Origin of the sequence: Thermocrispum municipale DSM 44069, assembly GCF_000427825.1 — a bacterium.
Taxonomy (GTDB): Bacteria; Actinomycetota; Actinomycetes; order Mycobacteriales; family Pseudonocardiaceae; genus Thermocrispum; species Thermocrispum municipale.
Map to the genome: position 1 here is coordinate 212,952 of NZ_ATYT01000004.1, position 23,517 is coordinate 236,468.

Consider the following 23,517-nt stretch of genomic DNA (forward strand, 5'->3'; position numbering starts at 1 on the left):
CCCCGTACCATTCCTGGGTGGCCCTTCAGCTTTACGACACCGCATCCCGCAGTGTGCGGGAGTTCACGCCCGTGCGAGCCGGGGCGGCGTCCATCTACGTCTGTGGGCCGACCCCGCAAGGCCCGCCGCACATCGGTCATGTGCGCAGCGCGTTGAACTACGACGTGCTGGCGCGCTGGCTGGAACACGGCGGGCTGGACGTCACGCTGGTCCGCAACGTCACCGACATCGACGACAAGATCTTGGTCAAGGCCGCGGCGGAGGGTCGTCCGTGGTGGCAGCACTCGGCCCGCTACGAGCGCGAGTTCGAGGACGCCTACACCGCGCTGGGCTGCCGGCCCGCGGCCATCTCCCCGCGCGCCACCGGACACGTGACCCAGATGATCGAGCTGATGCAACGCTTGATCGACAAGGGGCACGCCTACGCGGCCGAGGGCGACGTGTACTTCGACGTGCAGTCGTTCGACGAGTACGGCTCCCTGTCCCGCCAGCAGCTCGACGAGGTGCAGCAGGGCGAGTCGGCGGCGGCGGGCAAGCGTGACCACCGCGACTTCACGCTGTGGAAGAGCGCCAAACCGGGTGAGCCGTCGTGGCCGACGCCGTGGGGCGCCGGCCGTCCCGGTTGGCATCTGGAGTGCTCGGTGATGGCCTGCACCTACCTGGGCGCGGAGTTCGACATCCACGGCGGCGGGCTGGACCTGGTCTTCCCGCACCACGAGAACGAGCTGGCCCAGTCCCGAGCGGCCGGTGACCCGTTCGCCCGGATCTGGATGCACAACGGCCTGGTCGGCATGGCGGGCGAGAAGATGTCCAAGTCGCTGGGCAATGTGGTGTCGATTCCGGCGATGTTGCGCAAGGCACGCGCCCCGGAGCTGCGCTACTACCTCATCCAGCCGCACTACCGGTCGCTGATCGAGTACTCCGACGAGGCACTGCACGAGGCCGCGCAGGGCTACCGCCGCATCGAGCAGTTCCTGCGCCGGGTCGCCGCACACGGCGAGGTCGTGCCCGGCGAGCTTCCGGCCGAATTCGTCGACGCGATGAACGACGACCTGGCCACCCCGAAGGCTTTCGCGGTCATGCACAACGTGGTCCGCGAAGGCAACACCGCGTTCGACGCCGGGGACGACGACAAGGCACGGCAAGCGGCCTCGGCCGTGCGCGCCATGACCGCGGTCCTGGGTATCGACCCGCTGTCGGAGCAGTGGGCGGACGAGCGCGGCGACGACAAGGTGCGGCAGGCGCTGAGCGTGCTGGTCGAGGCGGTCCTGGAAGACCGGTCGCGGGCGCGCGCGGAGAAGGACTTCGCCACCGCGGACCGGCTGCGGGACCGACTGCAGGAGGCAGGCATCGTCGTGGAGGACACCCCGAGCGGTCCACAGTGGACGGTGGCAGATGGCCGGTAATTCGCGGCGCCGCGGAGCGGTGCGCAAGCCGGGGACCAAGAAGGGCGCGGTCACCGGTTCCGGTGGCCAGCGCAAAAGGGGCCTGCGCGGCAAGGGGCCGACGCCGAAGGCGGAGATGCGGCCGGGTCATCCCGCGCAGCGCCGTGCCGCGGCCAAGGCGCGGGCGGAGAAGGCCAAGGAGCAGCGCGCTGCCCAGGGTCCGGAACTGATCGCCGGGCGGAACCCGGTGGTGGAGGCGCTGCGGGCGGAGGTGCCTGCCGAAGCGCTGTACGTGGCGATCGGGGTCGACGCCGACGACCGGGTGACCGAAGCCGTCCGGCTCGCCGCGGACCGTGGCATCACGATCCTCGAGGTCCCGCGCGACGAACTGGACCGGAAGACACGCAACGCCGTGCACCAGGGGCTGGGCCTGCAGGTGCCACCGTTTTCCTACGCGGATCCGGACGACCTGCTGGTCGCCGCCGCCGAGTCCGACGATCATCCGCTGCTGGTCGCGTTGGACGGCGTCACCGATCCCCGCAACCTGGGCGCCGTGGTGCGGTCCGCGGCCGCGTTCGGCGCGCACGGCGTGCTGCTGCCCAGCAGGCGTAGCGCGGGCATGACGGCCGTGGCGTGGCGGACGAGCGCGGGAACCGCTGCCCAGCTCCCGATCGCTCAGGCCACCAATCTGACTCGTCTGCTCAAGGACTACGCCGAGAAGGGTCTGATGATCGTCGGCCTGGATGCCGACGGGGACACCAGCATCGACGACTTCCCGCTGGCCACCGACCCGCTGGTCGTCGTGCTGGGCTCCGAGGGCCGAGGGCTGTCCCGGCTGGTCCGCGAGACCTGTGACATGACGATCTCGATCCCGATGGCGGCCGGTGTGGAGTCGCTCAACGCCTCAGTGGCCGCCGGGGTACTGCTGGCCGAAATCGCTCGCCGGCGGCGTGAGCGCGGACGGATCTAGCGGGTCGTCGGTCTCGGGCTCGTCGTCGGGGTCGCGCAGCGACAACAGCGCCAGGACCAGGATGGCGGCGAGCACGGTGCTCAGGGATGCCGCGTACGTCAGCGCAGCGAGGCCGTGGCTGAAGATGGCGTCGAAGCTCAGGTACGGCAGCAGCGGAGCGACGCTGTAGTACCCGATGTAGCCCGCCACCGGCACGATCGCCAACGCCGCGCCGCGCGCGATCCTTCGGTAGCGCAGCGCCATGATGCCCACGACGAACAGCGCGACGATGACGAACCCCTGGTAGAACGGCACGCCGGCGAACATGTTGGCGGGCGAGTAGTCGGCCGGGGTGACGACCATGCGCAAAAAGTCCTTCGGCCCGGCAGCGAGATCCGCAACGCCAGCTGCAGCGCGGCCGCGACCAGAATCACGGCTCCGACGATCGGGAGCGTGGCCCTGCCGGTGAGGCGAGGATTGCGGTCGTCCTTGGCGCGCATCATCGAAACCAGGACCACGAGACCGATGAGCAGCGCGGCCACCCTGGTCGCGAGCAGCCATGGTGTGTCGTCCAGGTAGTCGTATTCCGCGCGGTAGGACGAATCGAGCAGGCCGATCGCCTCGCGAACCGATGACGCCACAAGGCCGACGGCGAGCACGATCGCTCCCCCTCGCGCGGCTCGGCGGCGCGCCACGGCGAAGGCGCCGACCACGATGAACGCCACGCCCAATGCCCACTCGTACGGCGTCATCGCCCGCACCGGATCGTCGACCTCGGGCCACACGAGAGCCCGGAAGAATTCCTCGATCGGCGTTTCTCGCACGCTCAGCGCGTAGACCGTCCACGCGAGCGGCACGATGCCGTACAGCAGAAGCAGCACGCCCGAGGCCACATAAGCGGTTGTGTGGCGCGGGTCGGCCACGCGTCGGTCCGCGATCGTCATGTCGGTCATGGTCTGTGTGACGTAGCCGGATCCGCCACGGATCCCCCGACGCCTTCGGTAGTGTCTGACTGCTTCCGCCGCTCGCAGGGGGATCGAAGAGCATGTCGTTCGCGTCACCACTGTTCCTGTGGTACTTCATGCCCGCAGTGCTGTTCGCGGTGCTGGTGTGCCCGCGGGCGTGGCGCAACGGCATCGTGGCGATCGGCAGCCTGATCTTCTACGCCACCGGGGCGGGCGCGACCACGCTGCTGCTGTTGTCCTGCATGGTGGTCAACTTCCTGGCCGGGCCACTGCTGGAGCCGGACGAGTTCGGTCGGCCGAAGCCGTATCGGCGCCGCGTGCTCATCGGTGTGGTGACGTTCGACGCGGCGGTGCTCGCGGTGTGGAAGTACGCCGGGTTCGCCACCGAACAGTTCGACGCGCTCGCCCAGTTGCTCGGCGGGGACTTCCCGGTCGTGCACCTGGCGTTGCCGATCGGCATCTCGTTCTACACCTTCCACCACATCTCGTACGTGGTCGACATCTACCGCGGGGAACGCAAGGCGCTGCGCAACCCGGTCTCGTTCGCCACGTACATCTCGATGTTCCCGCAGCTCATCGCGGGTCCGATCGTGCGGTTCAAGGAGATCGCCGACCAGCTGCCGCAACGCAGGCTGCACCGGCTCGACGACATCGCGGCCGGTTTCCCCCGGTTCGCGCTCGGCCTGTGCAAGAAGGCGATCGTCGCCGACTCGCTGGCGCCGCTGGCCACCGCGTGTTTCCGCACCCCGGCCGAGGACATGACGTTCGCGATCGCCTGGCTGGGTGCGATCACCTACACGCTGCAGCTGTTCTTCGACTTCTCCGGGTATTCGGACATGGCGATCGGGCTGGGCCGGATGCTCGGCTTCCGGCTGCCGGAGAACTTCGCGCGTCCCTACGCCTCGGTGACCGTCACCGAGTTCTGGCGGCGCTGGCACATGTCGCTGTCGCGATGGTTCCGCGACTACGTCTACATCCCGCTCGGCGGCAACCGGGCGGGGCCGCGTAAGACCTACCGCAACCTGTGCATCGTTTTCGTGCTCACCGGGTTCTGGCACGGAGCCGCGTGGACGTACCTGCTGTGGGGCATCTGGCACGGCGCGCTGCTGATCATCGAGCGGAGTTTCGGCCTCGCCGAAGCACCCGCCAAGCCCGTCGCGCGTGCGCTGCGGCGCATGCTGACCATCGTTCTGGTGATCTTCGGCTGGGTGCTGTTCAACTCGGCCGACCTGGGCTCGGCGCTGACCATGATCGGCCACATGCTGTTGCCGGACTTCACCGGGCTGACCGACGTGGTGGAAGAGGCCTTCACCAATCAGCGGCTGGTCATCCTGCTCGCGGCGGCGAGCATCTTCTTCCTGCCTGCGCATCCGGTCACCGGACCGCTGCTGGAGTCCTCGCGGTCGACCCCGGCCGGCGTGCTGCGCGTCGGGGTGATGACGTGCGGGCTGATCTACGCGGCGATCCTGGTCGCCACGGGCACGTTCAGCCCGTTCCTGTACTACCAGTTCTGACCGCCTCCGGCTCATCCTGCCTGCAGATGGCGGGCGAAGAACCTGGCCCCGTCGTCGACCGCGAACGGTGGGACGCCGGTGTGTCCACCCATGTTGGCGTGCAGTGATTTCTCGCCGGAACCGAGCGCGTCGAACAGGTCCAGCGCCAGTTGCCGGTCGTTGCCCTCGTCGTCCCACTGCAACAGCACCTGCAAGGGGATGGCGACCGTTTTCGCTTCGGCGAACATGCCCCGAGGCACGTAGCTCCCGGCGAACAGGACGGCGGCCTCGATCCTTGGTTCGACCACGGCGAGCCGGACACCGAGGGCGATGAGCCCGCCCGCGTAGCCGACCGGGCCGGTGATACCGGGCAGCTGAAGTAGTACGTCCACGGCGTGCTGCCATTCCGGCGCCGCCTGGTCCACCAGAGGCAGCACCAGCCGCTCGAGGACATCTTCGCCGACGGGTTCGCCTGCTCGTACCGCGCGGCGCAGCTCGGCTCGCGCCTCGTCCGCCGCGGCGATCCGCGGCCGTTCACCACAACCGGGAAGTTCCAGTGCCGCCGACGCGAAGCCGTCGTTCGCGAGGTGCTGAGCGCGCGCCAGCAACCGCGGGTGCATCGTCGAGAGTCCGCCGGGGTGGCCGATCAGGACGAGCGGAGCCGGGCCGGAACGAGGAATCCAGACAACGCCGGGGACCTCGCCCAGCACGAAATTGCGTTGCAGAACGTTGCCGAGCTGCTGCTCGGTGAGAAATTGCATGGTCGCGCCTTTCGGGAGTCGCTACGGCGCTCCCGGACGACCTACCGCCCGACCGTGCCCTCGCAGGGGAGCACCCATGTCACAGCAATCACGGGTACCACCTCCTCGAGCTCGGCACAGCCGGCTCACCGTGACAACCGGCGCTACCTCGGAGCCAGCGATTTACTGCCTTGCCCGCCTGCGGGACCGGGACGGCACGGCTGCCACCACGCAGGCGATCGGGCCCGGACGGTGAACAGCAGCGCCAGACCTCGACCCGACCCGGACAGCGGAATGGCCCGGAGGCCGCCACGGCCTCCGGGCCATCCACGTGTTCAGCCGCGCCCGGCCGAATCATGGTCAGGCAGGCTGCTTCACTTTCGATCCACTGCCGTTGCTGCTGGACTTGGCCTTGTCCGGGCCACCGTCGAAGTCCGGCATGTCGCCGAGCGTGTCCACCGCCTCCTGCAGCGCCGAGTAGGTGGCCGACAGCCGCTCGGAGACCTTCTTGCGGAACTCCACCGCGGCCTTCTGCTGTTTGGTGGCGTCCGCCAGCCGGGCCTCGGCGTCGGCGAGCATGGCGTCGGTGCGCGCCTTCGCGTCGGCGTGCAGCTCGGCCACCTCCTTCTCCGCCTGCGCCTTCTTGGCGGCGATCTCCTCGGCGGACTTCCGCTCCGCCTCGGCGATCTTGTCCGCGGACTCCTTCTCGGCCTTCGCGATGGCCTCGGCGGACTTGCGCTCGGCCTCGGCCCGACGGTCCGCGGCCTCGGCGTCCAGCCGTTCCCGTTCGGCCTTGGCCTCCTCGGCCAGCTGCGCAGCGGTCTCCTCGGCCTTCTTCCGCGTCTTGTCCGCGTACGCCTCCGCGGCCTCCCTGGTGGCGTTGGCGTCCTCTTCCGCCTTGGCCTTGTGCTCGGCGATCTCCTCCTCGGCGAGCTGCATCATCGCCTTGACGCGCTCGGACATCGCCGCCGGGCCGGACGGGTCCTCCGCCAGCCGGGCCAGTGCCGCTTTGGCTTCGGTGAGTTCCTTCTGCGTGTACGCCAGCGACTTGGTGAGTTCGGCCACCGACTCGACGGCTTCGTCACGCTGCCGCGCGATGGTCGCCATCTCGGTCGTCAGGCGTTCGATCTGCTGGTCGACCTCGGCCTTGTTGTATCCGCGATACGCGGTGCCGAAAACGGGCTTCTTCGCAGGGTTGGGGGATGGTTCGGGGTTTGGCATTGCGCCACCATAATGACTCACCCAGCCAGGCCACATACCTCCAAACGGAGTAATCTGTCCGTCCTTTTTGGACCACAGGGCGTGGCCTGATCGTCCGCCGCCATCCGGGTGCGTGTCACCCGTACTCGCAGACCCCGATCGCCCCCCGCTCGGTTACCGTCACAGCGACGGGGAAACGCTCGTCGAGCGCGAGGGAAGGAGCGCGATGGTCGACTGGGGAACCATCGTCGCCGACGTGTCCGACCGCTGGCCGCTGTACGCCTCGATCCCGTTCATCGCGGCCCTGATCGGCTACGTCACCAAGCGGGTGGCCATCGAGATGATGTTCCGCCCGCTGGAGTTCGTCGGCATCCCGCCACTGCTCGGCTGGCAGGGTGTGCTTCCCGCCAACGCCGAACGGATGGCGAGCATCGCGACCGAGACCCTCACCCGCAACCTGGTCGACCCGCGCGAGATCTTCTCCCGGCTGGACCCCGAGCAGATCGCCCGGGAAGTCGAGAAGCCACTGTTGGAAGCGGTCGACGAGGTCACCCGCGAGGTGATGACGGAATACCAGCCGCAGCTGTGGGAGCGGCTGCCGCCCGCGGCGAAACAACTGCTGCTGGACCGCGTGCGCGCGCAGGCACCAAAGGCGATCGCGTCGATCATGAAGCAGTTCGCCGACAACATCGACGACGTCTTCGACCTCAAGCACATGGTCGTGACCAACCTGGTGCGCGACAAAGCGCTGCTGAACCGGCTGATCCGGGACATCTCGCGGCCGGAGATGTCGTTCATCGCACGCTCGGGCATCTTTTTCGGGTTCGGGCTCGGCATCGTGCAGCTGATCGTGTGGACGCTGACCCACGAGCCGCTGGTGATGCCGGTGTTCGGCTTCTTCATCGGCTGGGTCACCGACTGGCTGGCGCTCAAGATGGTGTTCCTGCCGCGCGAGCCGAAGAGGTTCTTCGGGGTGTTCACCTGGCAGGGCGTGTTCCAGAAGCGCAGGGACCAGGTGGCGGCGGACTACGGCGACATGATCGCCAGGGAGATCATCACCATCCCGAACATCGTCGAGGCGGTGCTCACCGGTCCGAAGTCCGACCGCCTGTTCCAGATCATCCAACGCGAAGTGCAGCGCACCATCGACGAGCAAGCCGGCGTGATCAAACCGGTGCTGGTCGCCGCCGTGGGATCGACCCGCTTCCAGCAGATGAAGCTGTCGGTGGCGGAGAAGACCGTGCAACGCGTACCGCAGACCGTCGTTTACGCCGAGGACTACGCAACCGGCGCGCTGGACGTCCGCAACACCATCGTGCAGCGGATGCGTCAGCTCAACCGGCTGGAGTTCGAGCAACTGCTGCGCCCCGCGTTCCGGCAGGACGAGTGGAAACTGATCGCCGTCGGCGCGGTGATCGGCGGCCTGGTCGGTGAAATGCAGGTTTTGCTCATGCTGCATTGATCGCGGCATCCGCCGAGTGCGCGCGCCGGTGGGCTAGGGTTCAGCCGTGCACTGGGCGGTCCTGCTGAGCATTCCGCTGGTGGCGGCTGCACTCGGCCTGGGCACCCGCGCGCTGATCGTCGTGCTGCTGTTCAAGCCACGGCGTTTCCTCGGCGTCGGGCCGCTGGGCTGGCAGGGCGCCGTCCCCCGCTCCGCGACCAAGCTCGCCACCGTCAACGCCGACCTCATCACCGGCAGGCTGCTGACCACGCAGGAACTGTTCACCGACGTGGACGCGCAGCGGCTGCTGGCGCACGTCGAACAGCCCCTGCTGCGCACCATCGACACCGTCGCCCACGAGACGCTGGCCAAACACCACCCGACGGTCTGGGAAGCCCTGCCACCGTTCGTGCAGGACATCGTCGTCAAGCGGCTGCAGGCGTCCGGCCCGTGGATCGTCCGCGAGCTGGTGGACCGGTTGCGCACCAACGCCGACTGGATCGTCGACATCCGGGACGTCGTCATCAAGCGGCTGTCCGATCCGGAGCGGATGAGCAGGCTCGTGCGGTCCATGACCATTGCCGACCTGCGCCGCAGCACACTGGCCGCGCTCGCCTTCGGCCTGGTGGCCGGGGTCGGTGAAGCGATCCTGCTGGCCGTCACCGGGTGGTCGCCGTTGCTTCCGATCTGCGGAGCAGCCATCGCGGTGGGCGCATGCTGGACCGCAGGCGAGCTGATCTACCGGCCGCGGAGTGCGCACAAGGTGGGCGGCATCGTCGTCCGTGGCCCGGTCCACCGCCACCGTGCGGGGATCACCCGCACCTACGCGAAGACGATCGCCGAAGAGGTGCTGACACCGGAAGTCATGCTCGATGCGCTGGCCAACGGCGTCGAACGGCTGCAAGCTCGCGCGGTGCTGGCAGACATCGTCGGAGAGCTCGTCGACGAGCACGCCATGGCGCTGCGGGCCCTGGTCAAGGCCACGATCGGCACCGAGCGCCTGCCGGAGATGAAACGGACCGCGGCCGCGCGAGCGCTGGAGAACCTGCCGTACACCGCGCGGCCCGCGCACCGCTATCTCGCCGAGGCCATGGCCGTCGAGCGCACCGTCTCCTACCGCGTGGCCGAGCTGTCCGACGCCGAGTTCGAGCTGCTGACCCGTCCCGCACTGCACACCGCTCGCCTGCCGCTGACGATCTTCGTCGCGCTGCTCGGCGCGGCCGCGGGCGCACTGCAGATGGTGCTCCCGATCGCTTAGTTGACCGTTCGGCCCTCGTGCCGACAAGCCTGCCGGTACCGTGTGGCGCGTGGTCTCGGACTCCACACGGCTACCTCCGGTGCACGAGGCGTGGCTGCCACGGGAGCACGCGCTGCATCGGCCCCGGCACGGCGGACGACAGCTGGTCGCGCTGATCTGCGCGCTGGTCTTCTTCGTCACCCCGACCGCGCTGTGGGTCGTCGGCCTGCGTCCGACCGAGATCGAGAACCACAAGCTCGCCTCGTTCCCCAGCATCACCGACGGCTGGGGCATGTTCACCAAGCTGCCGCGGTGGGCGATCGACCAGCTGGTGTTCCGCGGTGCGGCGATCGACGCGGCGGACGGCATCAGCCGCGGCATCTTCGGCGAGCCACCACCGTTCGGCACCCAGCGGCAACCGACCGGACCGCTGCCCGGCAGCACGCCGCCCGCCACCGACGAGTCCCCCGATGTCGCCACCGGCTACCGCCAGGTCATCGAAGGCGACGACGGCTGGCTGTACCTGGGCGACGACGTGCGCGGCAAATGCCATCCGCGCAAGCCGCTGAACCGCACCATCGCCGGGCTGAACAAGCTGCGCAAGGCCGTCGAGGCGTCCGGGCGAGAATTCCGGCTCATCGTGGCGCCGGACAAGACCACGATGGTGCCGGAGCACCTGCCGGACCGCTACGCGGGCAAGGACTGCGCCGAGGCGTTCACCCGCAAGTTGTGGCCGCGGCTGATCGAGGAAGCCGAAGCGATCGACGTCCGCCCGCTGTTGGAGAAGGCGGCCGCCAACGTCCAACGGCCGGTCTACTACCCCAACGACACCCACTGGACCGACGAAGGCTCGGTGGCGATGACGATGACGTTGGTGGAGAACCTGCGGCCGGGCCTGACGCAAGGCTGGCGGGTGGTGCCGGGCGGCGCCTACACGTCGTCGGCCGATCTGCCGAAGATGATCGGCCGCAAGGGGTCGAAGACGTCCATCAGCTACTCGGTCATGCCGGACGGGCAGACGAACCGCACCACCGTGCTCGCCCTGGACATCGACCGGCCGGTGCGGCGCCAACAGCCCGCGGTGCCCGGCACGATCACGGAGCCGACGCTGGTCTTCGGTGACTCGTTCACCAAGGCCGCCTCCGGCTACCTGACCGCCGGGTTCTCCGACGTGACGATGCTCAGCTACTCGGCGGCGAACGAGGACCTGGACACGACCATCAAGGCATTCGTGGAGTCGAAGGTCGTCGTGGTGGAAGTCGTCGAGCGTGCCCTGGCCTCGGGCACCGCCGGCTTCCTCTACGACGGATTCATCGAGAAGCTGGCGCCGAAACTGGCTGCGGCACCCGTCCGGTGACCCGGCTCCGCGCCCACTCGACGAGGCGGCAGGCCAGGTAGATGACGAACGAGATCGACGTGACGAACGCGCTGATCGGAGCGCCGGGCGCCAACGAGAGCACGATGCCGCCAAGCACCGCGACCTCGGCGAACACGATGGACAGCACGGTCGCCACGAACGGACTCGACGTCACCCGGCAGGCCGCGGCCGCGGGCGTCACCAGCAGCGCCAGCACCAGCAGCACGCCGACGGTCTGCACCCCCAGCGCCGTGGCGATGCCGACCAGGACGGCGAACAGCGGGGTCAGCACCCGCAGCGGGACACCACGGGCGGCCGCCACCACCGGATCGACGGACGCGAACAACAACGGCCGGTAGATCACCGCGAGCACACCGAGCACCAGCACCGCGGACCCGGCGAACACCGTGAGGTTGGCCGAGTCGACCGTGATCACCTGACCGAACAGCAGGCCGAGCTTGCTGGACGCCCTGCCCTCGTAGAACCACAGCAGCAGCACGCCGAGGCCGAGCCCGAACGACAGCACCACCCCGATGACCGAGTCCCGCTCGGACGCCTTCGCACCGAGCAACCCGAGCGCCAACGCAGCGACGACGGCTCCGGCCACCGCGCCGTACTCGACGCCGACGCCGAGCAGCAACGCAGCGGCCGCGCCGGTGAAACCCAGCTCCGCCGTGCCATGGACCGCGAAGGCCATCTGCCGTCGCACGATCAACGGTCCGATCACGCCGGCGACCACGCCGAGGATCGCCGCCGCGAGCAGCGCCGTCTGCACGAACGGCAGCGCAAGCAGGTCGATGGTCAGCTCGACATCACCGAACTTGTCCATCAGCCCGCCGCCTGGTGTACGTGATGCGGTTCGTCCTCACACACCGCGCTGTGCGCGCCCGCGACGTGCAACTGGCCGTCCAGGTTGACCACCCGCACCGGCGCCCGATACAGCTCCGACAGCACCTGCGTGGTCATCACCTCCTCCGGCCTGCCGATCCGGAACCGCCCGTCGACCAGGTACAGCACCTGGTCCACGTACTGCAGGATCGGGTTGATCTCGTGCGTCACGAACAGCACGGCCGTGCCCGCTTCCCGGCGCTGCCGGTCGATCAGCTCGCTGATCGCCTGCTGATGCGCCAGGTCCAGCGACAGCAGCGGCTCGTCGCACAGCAACACCGACGGCTCGCCCACCAGCGCCTGGGCGACCCGCAAGCGCTGCTGCTCACCGCCGGAGAGTTGGTTGAACGGCTTGCCGGCGAACTGCTCCGCGCCGACCGCGGCCACGGCTTCCTCGACCCGCTGGCGCCGCTTCCGCATGCCGCGCAGGCCGAGGCCCCAGCGCTGGCCGTCCAGGCCGAGGCCGACGAGATCGATGCCCCGGATGGCGTTCGCGGCCTCCGAGGCGCCCTGCTGTGGCACGTAGCCGATCGCCGAGGCACCGCCGATGACTTCCGCGGTGCCGGAGGACAACCGCTGCTGCCCGAGCAGCACCTTCAGCAAGCTGGTCTTGCCCGAACCGTTCGGCCCGAGCACCGCGACGAACTCGCCCCGCTGCACGGCCATGGTCAGCCGGGACCAGAGGGTGCGTTCACCGAACCGCAAGCTCGCGTCGACCAGCCGTACCGCGGGTTGCGTGGTCATGACTTCGCCACCGCCGCTTTCAGCTTCGCCACCTCCGCTTCCACCCAGCGCAGATAGTCGGATTCGCCGTCCGGCGGCATCTCGCCGATCTCCACCACGGGTGTGCCCGCCCGCTCGGCCACCGACACCAGCTCGCGGGTGACCGCGGTCTCGGTCTGCGGGTTGTTCACCACGGCAGCAACTGTTCCACTTTCCACCCGGCGCCTCACTTCGGCCTGGGCCGCCACCGGCACGTCCGAGTCGCCCTCGATCGCGTTGCTGAACGCCTTCGGCGTGACGTCGCGCAGCCCGGCGGCTTCCAGCAGGTAGAACGCGACCGGTTCGGTCGAGACGACCTCGGCCCCGCCCGCCTGCTTCTTCACCGCGGCCAACTCGGCGCGCAGCTTCGCCAGGCCGTCGGCGAACTTCTTGCCGTTCGCCTCGAACTCCGCCGCTTGCTCGGGCGCCAGCTTGCTGAGCCGCTCGACCAGCTCGTCCGCGACCTGCTCCACGACGTGCAGGTCGTACCAGACGTGCTCGTTCACCCCGCCGTGCTCGTGCGCGTGGTCGTGCTCGTGCCCGGCCTCCTCGTGCTCGGCCTCCTCGTGCTCGGCCTCCTCGTGCTCGGGGGCCTCGTGCCCGGACAGCGCGAACGCGTCGATGACCGGTACGTCCGGCGCCTGATCCGCCAAGCCCTCGGCGAACGAGTCGTAGCCGCCGCCGTTGACGACAGCCAGATCCGCCCTGGTGAACGTCAGCACGTCCTCCGCGGTCGACTCGTACGAGTGCGGGTCGGCCACCGGATCGTCGATCACCGCCGACACGTGAACACTCTCCCCGCCGATGGCGCGCGCGACACTGGCCCAGGCACCGGTCGACGCGGCGACCGACAGCCCATCACCGGAGTCGCTCGCCGCGCTGTCCCCGCACCCCGACACGGCGACGACGGCAATGCAGGCCACAGCGGCCAGCACCGGAACACGCGCGGTCATGCGTACTCCCTCCGGGTCGTGGAAGAAAATGGAATCCGTTATCAACAGCGTACCGCAGACGAGTGACAGCGTGCCGCGTGCGGGTCGTTGCGCCGCCCGGTTGTGATCACCGCGTGAACCAGTACGACATTCCGTGATCATTTCCCGGCCGTGGGTTCTCAGCCTGGCTACTGAACCGTTAACGTTCGGTGCATGGGCCGTCCGATGCGCACCCGGCGGCAAGCCACTTTGGCGTCGCTCGCCGCCGAACTCGGCGTGTCCAGGACAACGGTGTCCAACGCCTACAACCGGCCGGACCAGCTCTCGCCGGAGCTACGCCGCCGTGTCCTGGAAACCGCACGCAAACTGGGATACCCGGGCCCCGACCCGGTGGCTCGCTCGCTGCGCACGCGCAAAGCGGGCGCGGTCGGTCTGTTGCTGACCGAGGCCTTGTCGTACGCCTTCCGCGATCCGGCCGCGCTCGGCGTACTGGAAGGGCTGGCACTGGCCTGTGAGGACGCCGGCGTCGGCGTGCAGCTGGTGCCCGCGGGGCCCGGCAAGGAGAACCTGGACGCGGTGCACCGGGCCGGCGTGGACGGCTTCGTGGTGTATTCGGTGCCGGACGACGATCCCCACCTGCAGGCGGTGTTGCAACGGCCGGTCCCGACCGTGATCATCGACCAGCCGGTGGTGCCGGACGTGGACCGGGTCGGGCCGGACGACAAAGCGGCCATGACGTCGCTGGCCGAGCACCTGATCGAGCTGGGCCATCGCGACATCGGTGTGCTGTGCATGCGGCTGACCAGGGAGCGGCGCAACGGCTTCGTCCCCCGGGAACGGCAGGAGAACGCGAACTACCACGTGCAGCGCGCCCGGCTCGCGGCACTGGCCGAAGCGTTCGAAGCCGTCGGGGTCGACTGGTCGACGGTTCCGGTCGTGGAGCGCTTCGAGCACACCATCGACGACGGCGCGTCCGCCGCGGCCCAGCTGCTCGACGCGCACCCGCATGTCACCGCGCTGGTCTGCACGTCGGACATCCTGGCGTTGGGCGCACTGAAGGAGGCTTCGCGCCGCAGACTGCAGGTGCCCGCGGACCTGACGATCACCGGGTTCGACGGTGTACCCGAGGGTGAGCGCGCGGATCTGACGACCGTGCGCCAGCCGGTCCGGGAGAAGGGCCGGTGTGCCGGCAAGTTGCTGCTGGACCCCGGCAGAAGGGTCGGGCGTGCCGCGGTCGATCCGGAGGTCATCACGCTGGACACCGAGCTGCGCATCGGCCGCACGTCCGCGCCGCCGCGGACGGCCGAGCAGCGCTGGTTCGGCCCCTGATGGCGTGACGTGATGTAGCTCCCGCTCGACTTGCCATGCCCGATGCGGGCAGGCTCGAATTGAGCCCGGAAGTTCGGAGGTGCGCGGTGAGCAAGATCGACCTGTTGTTACGACGCCATGTCGAGGGCGTCGATCACGGCGCACCCACCATCCACACCCCGATACCCAGCCTGGGGATAGCCGTGGTGACCTGCATGGATGCCCGGATCAAGGTGTTCGACGTGTTCGGCCTGCGGCACGGCGAGGCGCACATTCTGCGCAACGCCGGCGGGGTGGCGACCGACGACATGATCCGGTCGCTGACCATCAGCCAGCGCAAACTGCAGACCAGGGAAATCATCGTGATGCAGCACACCCAGTGCGGTTTGTCGCTGATCACCGAGGACTCGTTCAAGGACGAGATCGAGGAAGCCACCGGGCTGCGACCGCCGTGGGCGATCGAGTCGTTCCGGGAAGTCAAGGACAGCGTGCAGCAGACGCTGCGGCGCATCCGGCAGAGCCCGTTCATCCCCTACACCGACAACGTCCGCGGATTCGTCTACGACGTGAACACCGCCGCGATCACCGAAGTGACGTTGTAGGTACCGTCTGCTTCGTGGATCCCGAGCTGCTGCTGGACTGGTTCGACGAGCACGCGCGCCGGTTGCCGTGGCGGGAGCGCGAGCCGTCGGCGAATCGCGGTTGGCGGGTGCTGGTCAGCGAGATCATGCTGCAGCAGACGCCGGTCAACCGGGTCCTTCCGGTGTACCAGGAGTGGATGCAACGCTGGCCCAAGCCGTCGTCGCTGGCCAGTGCTGGTCAAGGTGACGTCCTGCGTGCCTGGGGCAAGCTCGGGTACCCGCGTCGCGCGTTGCGGCTGCACCAGACGGCGACGGTGATCGCCGCCGAGCACGGTGACGTCGTCCCGTCCGATGTGGACACGCTGCTGAGCCTGCCCGGGATCGGTGCCTACACCGCGCGAGCCGTCGCCGCCTTCGCCTACGACAAACGCGCCCCGGTGGTGGACACGAACGTCCGGCGCGTGGTCGCCAGGGCGGTGCACGGCGCAGGCGATTCCGGCCCGCCGTCCACGACCCGCGACATGGCCGATGTCGAGCGGCTACTGCCCGAGGACGACGCCCGCGCAGCGCGGATGTCGGCGGCGTTGATGGAGCTGGGTGCGCTGGTGTGCGTCGCGCGGAGCCCGCGGTGCTCGAGCTGCCCGCTGGTGGAAACGTGCGCCTGGCAGCGCGCTGGATGCCCGGAATACACCGGCGCAAGCAAGCCGGTCCAGCGCTATGTGGGGACCGACCGGCACGTGCGTGGGCTGCTGTTGGACGTCCTGCGCGAGTCGCCGGACCCGGTGGAGAAGGCTCGGCTCGACGCGGTGTGGGCCGTCGACGGTCAGCGCGATCGATGTCTGCACTCGCTGCTCGAGGACGGCCTGGTGGAGCAGGGCGCGGACGGCCGGTTCGCACTGCCCGGCGAGCACCCAACTGTGAACGGTAAGTAATTCGCAAGCGGCCACATACCGTTCGTCAGCGTTTGGCGGCATCGCCCGACGGAGTTACGGTCGGCGAACTTGCGCTCACTCACAGACAGCTGCACCCCGGGTGAGCGTCCTGCGCGAGGGAGGGACCACCCATGGCCGATGCCGCATTCCACCGTCGAACCCTGCTCAAAGGCGGATTGGCGGCAACCGTGATCGGCGGAGTCGCGGCGCCGTCGGCGCTGGCGCGGCCCACCGGCACCGCGCGGGCTTCGGTCGAAGCCCCGCAGATCTATGGCACGACCGAGTGGGGAGCACGCCCACCGAACGGCGAGATCATCGTCGAGGACCATGCGCCGACCTACATCGTCGTGCACCACACGGTCGAGCCGGGCAACAGCGAGGACTTCAGCAAGGAACGCGCCTTCGAGATCTCCCGCGCGATCCAGAACTTCCACATGGATTCCAACGGCTGGGTCGACTCCGGCCAGCAGTTCACCAATTCCCGTGGTGGCTATGTCACCGAGGGACGGCACCGCAGCCTGGAAGTGCTGCAAGGGGGCACCCAGCACGTCCAGGGCGCCAACGTGGCCAACCACAACAGCGAGGTCATCGGCATCGAGAACGAAGGCAACTACGTCGAGACCGAGGTGCCGCAGGCGTTGTGGGACTCGCTGGTCCAGCTGGTCGCCTGCATGGCGTCGCAATACGGGATCCCGGTCGAGCAGATCATGGGGCACCGGGACTTCAACTCGACACAATGCCCGGGCGACGTGCTGTACGCGCGGCTCCCGGAACTGCGCGAAGAGGTGGCCGGGATCCTTGGTACGCCGGCGCCGACGTCCCGTCCCCAGTGGCCGTTGCTGCGGGTCGGCGACCGGGGCGAGAGCGTTCGCACGGCTCAGCGTCTGCTGCGCAAACAGGGCGTGAAGATCCCGGCCGACGGATACTACGGGCCACGCACCGCGGAAGCTGTCGACGCTTTCGCGGCCGAGCACGGCGTTCCGCGGCACACGTGCACGGCAGCCGCCCACGCGAACGAGCACGGTCTGCTGGGTGCGGACATCTGGCCGCTGATCGTCACCGGCGAGCGGTCGACCGCCGAGTGGAAGGCTTCGCTGCAGCGCTGATCAGCCTGGCCGGCGGGAGAATTCGGTATCCAGAAGCCGGCGGGCGAGCTCACAATGTGACTGACAGACCGGGTTCTGCGCACTGGGGGGCTCCAATGGGCGATCTGACTCCAGCGGCCGACACGTCAGGCGTCGTCGAATGGATTCACCAGGCGCTGGTCGAGGAATACAACGTTCGCTCGCTGGTTCCGGAGGTTTTCGAGGACTACGCGCGCATCTTTCATCCAGCGATGGATGTCGACCAACGGCCGGTCTCCTGGGCAGCGGTCGCGCGGTGGAGTGGTCGCGTCATGCATTCCCGCGCCCAGTGGGACCCCATCGCCAACCCGGTCGATCCGGAACTTCCGCCACCGTTCACCGAAGAACCGGAATCCGGATCGCTTCCCCGAGCGCAGGCAAAGCGGCTGGCCGAGATCTTGCAGCCGTACACCGAACGCCCTGAGCGGTGCTGGTTCGCGGTGTGGGACGGCAGCGACTTCCGCCGCGACTGGGCTCGCGGGCCACGGTTCACGCTGCCGCTGGGACGCGAGTTGATCCTGCTCTCCGGGAGCCTGGAGGCCGTCACGACCTCGATGAACAACTCCCCGGAGGACATCTTCCATCAGTCGCCGTACGCATGGTGGCCCGATTGCCGCTCCTGGTACATCGCCACCGACATCGACCTCATGGTGACGCACATTGGCGGCAGCCGCGCATGCATCGACGCGATTCTGACCGATCCAACACTGGAGGCTTGGCGGGTCCCGAGCACGTCGCCCGTCACCTTCGATTCGGACGACCAGAATCCACTGCCCTGACGCGGGGGCGGCAGCCCGCCGAGAACCGGGGTCCACCAGCTCGAAACCATGGCCGAGCCACCATCGCCTGAGTCCGTCGAAGGATGACCGAATTCGGGCCGATCGATGTCGCGTATCTCGTACTCGCGTGCGGCCTGCTTACGTCCGGTGAAATCCGACGACATGCCCTCGAGGCAATCGACGTCCTCGTTCCGTACTCGGTCCACGAACACCTCGCAGGTCTGACCACATCCAGCAGGCATTCCGGCCCGAGCACCCAGGCCGACCAGATGCTTCGTGGCACCGTGGCGGTGCCCGGCAGGGAGGCCGCACCGCACGAGCAGTCGTGGATCGTCACCGGGGAACGGTCGACCGCCGAGTGGGAGGCTTCGCTTCGGCCAGAGTGACCGGCAGGCGGCGCAGGCTCCAGGCGCCGAGCGCCGCCATGATCGGCTTGAGCAGGATCAACTCGCCGAAGCGGTAGTCGTCGGCTTTGACCAGCCGCTCGGCGAGGTCCGGACGCAGGTGCCGCAGGTAGGCGCGGGCCTTCTCGGCGTGCAGCGAGTTCGACACGATCCTGATCCGGCCCGCATCCTCCAGGTACGGGAGGACGTTGGTGATGTTCTCCCAGGTCGACCGGCTGCCGGATTCGGTGATCAGCTCCCCGCGATAGCCCAGCTGCCGGGCGTGGCCGGCCAGCAGCTCGGCCTCGCTGACCGTGCCGTGCACCGATCCCCCGCTGCACACCAGCCGCGGGTTTCGTGAGCGCAGAGATCGCAGTGCGGCACGGACGCGGTAGCGGTTGACGACGTTGGGCTTCGTGCCGCGATTGCCGAAGCCCAGGACCACGGTGACCTCGGGACCGTCAGCAGGCCGACCGCCAAGGCGTCGGGACGACGACCGCCAATGCGCACACTCTCCCCACGTCAGCACCGCCGCCGCGACTACGAACACCCACTTTTTCACGGCCACGATTCTCGCCCACCCCGCACGACCATATACATCAATCTGAATTGATGTATAGTCGAGTGATGGGCGAGACGACCCCACCGGCGTTCGTGCAAGCGGCGGCCAATCCCGTGCGATGGCGGATGATGACCCTGCTGGCCGAGAGCGACCTCCGCGTCCGCGACTTGGTCGCGTTGCTCGACGAGCCGCAGAATCTCGTCTCCTACCACCTTCGCCTGCTACGCGATCAGGGCCTCGTCACCGCAAGGCGCAGCAGCTTCGACGGGCGGGAGTCCTACTACCACCTGGATCTCGAACGGTGCTCGGACGCCGTCGCCGCCGCAGGTCACGCGCTCCATCCCGCGATCGCGCTCAACTCGACACCGCCGGGAAAGCCGAAGACCGCCGTGGTGTTGTTCGTCTGCACCGGCAACTGCGCGCGGTCACCCATGGCCGAAGCCCTGCTGCGCCATCACACTCGCGGTCGCGTGCGCGCGATCAGCGCGGGCACCAAGCCCAGACCACGGCAGCACCCCCTCGTCACCCGTGCTTTACGGGAGATCATCGGTGTCGACATCGCCGAGCAGCACCCCCGGGACGTGGGCAGCGTGCTGTCCCACCAACGGTTCGACCGAGTGATCACGTTGTGCGACAGGGCCCGCGAAGCGCTCCCTCAGGTCGACGCACACCGAACACACTGGAGCCTGCCGGACCCCGCGGGCGGCCCGGAGCACGAAAGCTTCCGGCGCTTCCTCGACACGGCGCGGGAGATCGACGCGCGAGTACGGCACCTGCTGCCGCTGCTCGCCGAGGAAAGGAGACCCGCATGACCGAGCAGCTGGCAAGCGTTCGCTACCTCGTCGACGACGTACAGGCGGCGGTCGACTTCTACACCGAGCACCTGGGGTTCAGCGTGCGGATGAACCTGGCGCCCGGGTTCGCCGATGTCGTGCGCGGACCGCTGCGGTTGTTGTTGTCCGGCGCCACGAGCTCCGGTGCACGCGCGACTCCCGAAGATGCTGCCGGGCCGGGGCGCAACCGCATCCATCTCGAATTCGACGATCTCGCGGCGGAGATCGCCCGCCTTCGGGAGCGCGGGCTGACCTTCCGCAGCGAGGTCGTTTCCGGTCCCGGAGGGCAGCAGATCCTGCTGGCCGACCCGTCGGGGAACCTCGTCGAGCTGTTTCAGCCTGCTAGTCGCTGATCTCCGTCAGGAACTCCTCGACGACCTCGTGATAGGCGTCCGGAGCGTCCGCGTGCACCACGTGCCCGGTGCCGGGAATCCGCACGTGACGTCCTCCTGTCCGGCGCGCGAGCTCGACCTGCTGCCCTTCCGGCATCGCGGTGTGCTCGGCCTCGATCACCAACAGCGGGCAGCGAACCTGATCGGCGTAGGGCCAGTACGACCGCTCACCCCACTCCGCGGCGATCCGGTACATGACCTCCAGGTCGGCGATCAGGTGGTAGCCACCGTCGCGCTCTTCCACGCACTCGATGAAGTAGTCCCCGTAGGGCGCGAAGAACTCCCGCACGTGTGCCGGCGATGCGAACACGGCCGGCCAGGAGTCGAAATACGGGCGCCACGCCTCAACGGTGCGTCCGCGCTGGTCCGGGGCCATGTCCTCGACCACGACGCCACGCACCAGCTCGGGATGCCGGGCCGCGGTCACCAGGGCGTGCAGGCCACCCATCGAGTGGCCGATCACCACCGCCGGGCCACCCAACTCGTCGACCAACGCAGCGACGTCGTCCGCGAATTCCTCGGTGGACGCCGCTTCGCGGTGTGGATTACGACCGTGCGCGCGGGCGTCCCAGCCGACCACGCGCCCATGGGCGGTGAGCCATCGCGCCACCGGCCACCACGTCGTCGCTCGGCCCATCAGCCCGTGCAACAACACGATGAGGCGGCCGGAACCGCCGAACTCAACGAGACCTTGACGGTCGCTCACCTAAGCTCCCTTTGTGCGGGTGACGACGATGTGGCTGGTCTGCTGCTTGATCAGCACCCTAGTGGCCTGCACGGCACAAGACCCGCAGCAGCCGCCCGCCACCGCAAAGCCCGCGCCCGGCGTCGGGGCGGCCGGCGCAGGCGATCCGTACTACCCCACCGACGGCAACGGCGGCTACGACGCCACCAGCTACCGCGTGGAAGTGCGCTACAACCCGCAAACCCGGCGGCTGGCAGGGACCAGCACGATGACCGCCGAAGCCACCCAGACGTTGCAGCGCTTCAACCTCGATCTGCGCACGCTCACCGTCGGAGAAGTCGAGGTCGATGCGCAGCCCGCCCGCTTCGGTCACCGTGGCTCGGAGTTGACCATCACCCCGGCGAAGCCGTTGGCGAAGGGGTCGACGTTCACCGTGCGCGTGCGATACGGCGGCCAACCGTCCCGCGAGGCGAAGTCCGGTGTCGGTCAGCTCGGTTGGCTGACGAAGCGCAGCGGCGCCGTGTACGCGCTCGGGGAGCCGCACTCCGCGTCGTTCTGGTACCCGGTCAACGAGACGCCGCGCGACCCGGCCTCGTTCGAGCTCATCGCGCACGTGCCGGAGGGATGGACGGCGGTGTCCATCGGCCGGCGCGGAAAGACGAGCTCGGGCGACGGGTGGACGACCTTTCGCTGGAAAGAATCGACCGCGATCCCCAGTTACCTCACCACTCTCGCCATCGACAAGTTCGACATCCGACAGAGCAAGCTGTCCTCCGGCGTCCCGGTCGTCGACGCCTTCGCACCGGGCGCGGAGGACAAGAAGGCGCTCGCTTCCCGACTCGACGAGGTCGTGCGGTTTCTCAGCAGTCGGTTCGGCAGTTATCCACAGAAATCGGCGGGTGGGATCTACCTGGATGTGGATATCCCGTTCGCGCTGGAAACCAACGGGCGGCCGACCTATGCGCCGTGGGTCAGTCTGTCGGTGATCGTGCACGAATACGCCCACCAGTGGTTCGGCAATTCGGTGCTGCTGACCTCGTGGTCGGACATCTGTCTGAACGAATGCCTGGCCAGCTACGCGGAATGGTTGTGGGCGGAGGCCGAAGAGGGCGCAGACCTGGACACCCGCTATCAGGCCGAGGTCGAGATCGCCTCGGCCGATCTGTGGTCGTCGAAGCTGTACGACATGGGCCGCGGCCACGAGTTCGACGGCGTTTACGACAAAGGTGCGCTGGCCATGCACGCGTTGCGCGCCGAAGTCGGCGACAAGACGTTCGACAAGATCCTGACCGAGTGGGCGGCGAAGAAGCGGCACCGCAACGCGACCTGGCCCGAGTTCGAGCGGCATGTCGAACGGGTCAGCGGCAAGGACCTCGACGGATTCTTCGACGCCTGGTTCCGCGGCACCGAGAAGCCCGCTGAGCGGTACCTGTACCCCGGCAGGTTGAGCAAATAGGCCTCACTCGGCGAATACCGAACCAGGCAGCCGCACGGTCACCAGCACCGCACGATGGTCGGAGCCCGGTACGTCGATGATCTGGAAGTTGCGCACGGCCGCGCGGGAATCGATCAGCACATGATCCAGCGTGACCGGTGGCCAGTTCCCGATGCTCGGCCAGGTCGTCGCCAAGCCCTTGCCGAGCAGATCAGCGGCGTCCACGTAGCCACCGTTGAGCAGTCGGCGGAATTCCGCGTGATCGAGCGTGGCGTTGAAGTCGCCCGCGAGGATGCGAACGGCGCCTTGCTTGTCGGCCCGCGGCAGGCTGCGCAGGTCCGACCGCCAGGCGTCGGAATCGCTCACCGGCGGCATCGAGTGCACCGCGACGACCTCGACCGGCTGTTCCTCGATCTGCAGGGCGACGGAGGGTTGCGCGAAGGTGGTCCGCCCGGTCAGATCGAGCGCGTCGAGCGGGTGGCGGGAGGCCACGCCGGATCCGGATGCGCCCGGCCCGGGCTGGAAGTGCCGATGTGGCAGCAGTTCGGACAGGCCGGCGCTCTGCAACGCCGCGGCCGCTTCGGGAGTCATCTCCGAGATGGCCAGGACATCGACCGCGCGTTCCCTGGCCAGGGAGACGACGGCGTCGGCATCCGCGCGCCCGTAGTACATGTTGACGGCCAGCAGGCGCATGACCGGCCCACCGGTGCCGGGCTGGGCATCGGCGATGTAGCGGGGAAGCACGGTCAGCGCCAGGGCCAGGCTCAGGGAGAACACGACGACCGCCGATCCCCAGCGACGGAACACGGCGACGAACACGGTCAGCAGCAGACCGGCGGCGACGACGTACGGCGTGAGCGCCAGCCCGGCGATGGTGAGGCTGATGCCGTCCCAGTCGAACAGACCGGAGACCACCAGCCGCCACAGCGCGAACGCTGCGTACAGGGTGGCCGTGACCACGAGGAAGCCGCCGAACACCGGGCCGCCGGGTCGGCGGCGCCGTGGCTGTTCCGGCGCGTCGAAGCCCCCTGGGAGCACGGTCACGGCGACAGCATGCCGCACGGCGCGCGGAAAAACCGGGCGGAAAGATCGTTCGATGCCGGGCCGAAACCGGATCTTGGCGGGACAGCGGCCGAGGCCGTGGGCAATCCGGT

General features: G+C 68.6%; 23 protein-coding genes. 14 read left to right on the forward strand and 9 right to left on the reverse strand.

The features are described 5' to 3' along the window. The first annotated feature begins 17 nt into the window (after positions 1-17). Complete coding sequence (cysS, locus tag YWM_RS0104400; RefSeq protein ID WP_028849689.1) at positions 18-1,406, forward strand: cysteine--tRNA ligase; 1,389 nt, start codon at positions 18-20, stop codon at positions 1,404-1,406. Beyond that, positions 1,396-2,355, forward strand: a complete 960-nt coding sequence (gene rlmB / locus YWM_RS0104405) for a 23S rRNA (guanosine(2251)-2'-O)-methyltransferase RlmB (protein ID WP_028849690.1) — start codon at positions 1,396-1,398, stop codon at positions 2,353-2,355. The genes cysS and rlmB overlap by 11 nt, the downstream gene beginning before the upstream one ends. Here the strand turns inward: rlmB and YWM_RS0104410 are convergent. Then, a complete protein-coding gene (locus tag YWM_RS0104410) occupies positions 2,290-2,697 on the reverse strand; it encodes a hypothetical protein (RefSeq protein ID WP_028849691.1) in 408 nt (135 codons plus the stop codon). The two genes, rlmB and YWM_RS0104410, sit on opposite strands and share 66 nt — an antisense overlap. 682 nt (positions 2,698-3,379) lie before the next feature. On the opposite strand from YWM_RS0104410, the gene YWM_RS0104415 reads away from it, so the two are divergent. After that, positions 3,380-4,813 (forward strand): MBOAT family O-acyltransferase, encoded by a 1,434-nt coding sequence (locus tag YWM_RS0104415; RefSeq protein WP_028849692.1) that lies wholly within the window; start codon positions 3,380-3,382, stop codon positions 4,811-4,813. Between the two features lie 11 nt (positions 4,814-4,824). On the opposite strand, the gene YWM_RS0104420 is transcribed toward YWM_RS0104415, so the two are convergent. Beyond that, complete coding sequence (locus tag YWM_RS0104420; protein ID WP_028849693.1) at positions 4,825-5,553, reverse strand: dienelactone hydrolase family protein; 729 nt, start codon at positions 5,551-5,553, stop codon at positions 4,825-4,827. Between the two features lie 339 nt (positions 5,554-5,892). Further along, the gene (locus YWM_RS0104425; protein WP_028849694.1) at positions 5,893-6,753 is read right to left on the reverse strand and encodes a coiled-coil domain-containing protein; all 861 of its coding nucleotides are present in this window, start codon (positions 6,751-6,753) and stop codon (positions 5,893-5,895) included. Between the two features lie 205 nt (positions 6,754-6,958). On the opposite strand from YWM_RS0104425, the gene YWM_RS0104430 reads away from it, so the two are divergent. Genes YWM_RS0104430 through YWM_RS0104440 form a run of 3 tightly spaced genes read left to right on the forward strand, consistent with a single transcriptional unit; the run spans position 6,959 to position 10,767 of the window. Further along, a complete protein-coding gene (locus YWM_RS0104430; RefSeq protein ID WP_043659614.1) occupies positions 6,959-8,194 on the forward strand; it encodes a DUF445 family protein in 1,236 nt (411 codons plus the stop codon). Positions 8,195-8,240: 46 nt separating this feature from the next. After that, positions 8,241-9,431: a DUF445 domain-containing protein gene (locus YWM_RS22190; protein ID WP_052344549.1), complete on the forward strand. Its 1,191-nt coding sequence runs from the start codon at positions 8,241-8,243 to the stop codon at positions 9,429-9,431. Between the two features lie 49 nt (positions 9,432-9,480). Next, positions 9,481-10,767, forward strand: coding sequence for an alginate O-acetyltransferase AlgX-related protein (locus YWM_RS0104440; RefSeq protein ID WP_028849696.1), 1,287 nt, complete (start codon positions 9,481-9,483; stop codon positions 10,765-10,767). Here the strand turns inward: YWM_RS0104440 and YWM_RS0104445 are convergent. Genes YWM_RS0104445 through YWM_RS0104455 form a run of 3 tightly spaced genes read right to left on the reverse strand, consistent with a single transcriptional unit; the run spans position 10,721 to position 13,370 of the window. Next, positions 10,721-11,596 (reverse strand): metal ABC transporter permease, encoded by an 876-nt coding sequence (locus YWM_RS0104445; RefSeq protein WP_028849697.1) that lies wholly within the window; start codon positions 11,594-11,596, stop codon positions 10,721-10,723. The two genes, YWM_RS0104440 and YWM_RS0104445, sit on opposite strands and share 47 nt — an antisense overlap. Continuing rightward, on the reverse strand, positions 11,596-12,399 hold the full coding sequence (locus YWM_RS0104450) for a metal ABC transporter ATP-binding protein (protein WP_028849698.1): 804 nt from the start codon (positions 12,397-12,399) through the stop codon (positions 11,596-11,598). The genes YWM_RS0104445 and YWM_RS0104450 overlap by 1 nt, the downstream gene beginning before the upstream one ends. Next, complete coding sequence (locus YWM_RS0104455) at positions 12,396-13,370, reverse strand: metal ABC transporter solute-binding protein, Zn/Mn family (protein ID WP_028849699.1); 975 nt, start codon at positions 13,368-13,370, stop codon at positions 12,396-12,398. The genes YWM_RS0104450 and YWM_RS0104455 overlap by 4 nt, the downstream gene beginning before the upstream one ends. A 192-nt stretch (positions 13,371-13,562) precedes the next feature. Here YWM_RS0104455 and YWM_RS0104460 point away from each other — a divergent pair, with 192 nt between their 5' ends. The 5 genes from YWM_RS0104460 (at position 13,563) to YWM_RS22195 (ending at position 18,073) form a co-directional block, all read left to right on the forward strand. Beyond that, entirely contained in the window at positions 13,563-14,678 is a 1,116-nt protein-coding gene (locus YWM_RS0104460; protein ID WP_028849700.1) for a LacI family DNA-binding transcriptional regulator, read from the forward strand. Between the two features lie 86 nt (positions 14,679-14,764). Next, positions 14,765-15,259, forward strand: coding sequence for a beta-class carbonic anhydrase (locus YWM_RS0104465; protein WP_028849701.1), 495 nt, complete (start codon positions 14,765-14,767; stop codon positions 15,257-15,259). Positions 15,260-15,273: 14 nt separating this feature from the next. Further along, positions 15,274-16,170: an HhH-GPD family protein gene (locus YWM_RS0104470; protein WP_028849702.1), complete on the forward strand. Its 897-nt coding sequence runs from the start codon at positions 15,274-15,276 to the stop codon at positions 16,168-16,170. A 131-nt stretch (positions 16,171-16,301) separates the two neighbouring features. Then, the gene (locus YWM_RS0104475) at positions 16,302-17,276 is read left to right on the forward strand and encodes a peptidoglycan recognition protein family protein (RefSeq protein ID WP_028849703.1); all 975 of its coding nucleotides are present in this window, start codon (positions 16,302-16,304) and stop codon (positions 17,274-17,276) included. Then, positions 17,252-18,073, forward strand: a complete 822-nt coding sequence (locus YWM_RS22195) for a hypothetical protein (RefSeq protein ID WP_156914639.1) — start codon at positions 17,252-17,254, stop codon at positions 18,071-18,073. The genes YWM_RS0104475 and YWM_RS22195 overlap by 25 nt, the downstream gene beginning before the upstream one ends. Before the next feature lie 333 nt (positions 18,074-18,406). On the opposite strand, the gene YWM_RS22200 is transcribed toward YWM_RS22195, so the two are convergent. Beyond that, a complete protein-coding gene (locus YWM_RS22200) occupies positions 18,407-19,018 on the reverse strand; it encodes a YdcF family protein (RefSeq protein ID WP_245565913.1) in 612 nt (203 codons plus the stop codon). Between the two features lie 65 nt (positions 19,019-19,083). On the opposite strand from YWM_RS22200, the gene YWM_RS0104495 reads away from it, so the two are divergent. Both YWM_RS0104495 and YWM_RS0104500 read left to right on the forward strand, forming a co-directional pair. Further along, complete coding sequence (locus tag YWM_RS0104495) at positions 19,084-19,830, forward strand: metalloregulator ArsR/SmtB family transcription factor (RefSeq protein ID WP_043659617.1); 747 nt, start codon at positions 19,084-19,086, stop codon at positions 19,828-19,830. Continuing rightward, entirely contained in the window at positions 19,827-20,204 is a 378-nt protein-coding gene (locus tag YWM_RS0104500) for a VOC family protein (protein WP_028849706.1), read from the forward strand. Before YWM_RS0104495 ends, YWM_RS0104500 begins: the two co-directional genes overlap by 4 nt. Here YWM_RS0104500 and YWM_RS0104505 read toward each other — a convergent pair. Further along, a complete protein-coding gene (locus YWM_RS0104505; protein WP_028849707.1) occupies positions 20,194-20,949 on the reverse strand; it encodes an alpha/beta fold hydrolase in 756 nt (251 codons plus the stop codon). The genes YWM_RS0104500 and YWM_RS0104505 overlap by 11 nt on opposite strands. 13 nt (positions 20,950-20,962) lie before the next feature. On the opposite strand from YWM_RS0104505, the gene YWM_RS0104510 reads away from it, so the two are divergent. Further along, on the forward strand, positions 20,963-22,384 hold the full coding sequence (locus YWM_RS0104510; RefSeq protein WP_245565914.1) for a M1 family metallopeptidase: 1,422 nt from the start codon (positions 20,963-20,965) through the stop codon (positions 22,382-22,384). 3 nt (positions 22,385-22,387) lie between these two features. Here YWM_RS0104510 and YWM_RS22205 read toward each other — a convergent pair whose 3' ends face one another. Beyond that, a complete protein-coding gene (locus YWM_RS22205; RefSeq protein WP_245565915.1) occupies positions 22,388-23,407 on the reverse strand; it encodes an endonuclease/exonuclease/phosphatase family protein in 1,020 nt (339 codons plus the stop codon). Positions 23,408-23,517: the final 110 nt, after the last annotated feature.

What these genes read in the sequence shown, in the direction of transcription:
- rlmB (WP_028849690.1), top strand. Translation starts at nt 1,396, where the DNA reads ATGGCCGGTAATTCGCGGCGCCGCGGAGCGGTGCGCAAGCCGGGGACC.
- YWM_RS0104410 (WP_028849691.1), bottom strand. Translation starts at nt 2,697, where the DNA reads ATGGTCGTCACCCCGGCCGACTACTCGCCCGCCAACATGTTCGCCGGC.
- YWM_RS0104415 (WP_028849692.1), top strand. Translation starts at nt 3,380, where the DNA reads ATGTCGTTCGCGTCACCACTGTTCCTGTGGTACTTCATGCCCGCAGTG.
- YWM_RS0104420 (WP_028849693.1), bottom strand. Translation starts at nt 5,553, where the DNA reads ATGCAATTTCTCACCGAGCAGCAGCTCGGCAACGTTCTGCAACGCAAT.
- YWM_RS0104425 (WP_028849694.1), bottom strand. Translation starts at nt 6,753, where the DNA reads ATGCCAAACCCCGAACCATCCCCCAACCCTGCGAAGAAGCCCGTTTTC.
- YWM_RS0104430 (WP_043659614.1), top strand. Translation starts at nt 6,959, where the DNA reads ATGGTCGACTGGGGAACCATCGTCGCCGACGTGTCCGACCGCTGGCCG.
- YWM_RS0104445 (WP_028849697.1), bottom strand. Translation starts at nt 11,596, where the DNA reads ATGGACAAGTTCGGTGATGTCGAGCTGACCATCGACCTGCTTGCGCTG.
- YWM_RS0104450 (WP_028849698.1), bottom strand. Translation starts at nt 12,399, where the DNA reads ATGACCACGCAACCCGCGGTACGGCTGGTCGACGCGAGCTTGCGGTTC.
- YWM_RS0104455 (WP_028849699.1), bottom strand. Translation starts at nt 13,370, where the DNA reads ATGACCGCGCGTGTTCCGGTGCTGGCCGCTGTGGCCTGCATTGCCGTC.
- YWM_RS0104460 (WP_028849700.1), top strand. Translation starts at nt 13,563, where the DNA reads ATGGGCCGTCCGATGCGCACCCGGCGGCAAGCCACTTTGGCGTCGCTC.
- YWM_RS0104475 (WP_028849703.1), top strand. Translation starts at nt 16,302, where the DNA reads ATGGCCGATGCCGCATTCCACCGTCGAACCCTGCTCAAAGGCGGATTG.
- YWM_RS0104495 (WP_043659617.1), top strand. Translation starts at nt 19,084, where the DNA reads ATGGGCGAGACGACCCCACCGGCGTTCGTGCAAGCGGCGGCCAATCCC.
- YWM_RS0104500 (WP_028849706.1), top strand. Translation starts at nt 19,827, where the DNA reads ATGACCGAGCAGCTGGCAAGCGTTCGCTACCTCGTCGACGACGTACAG.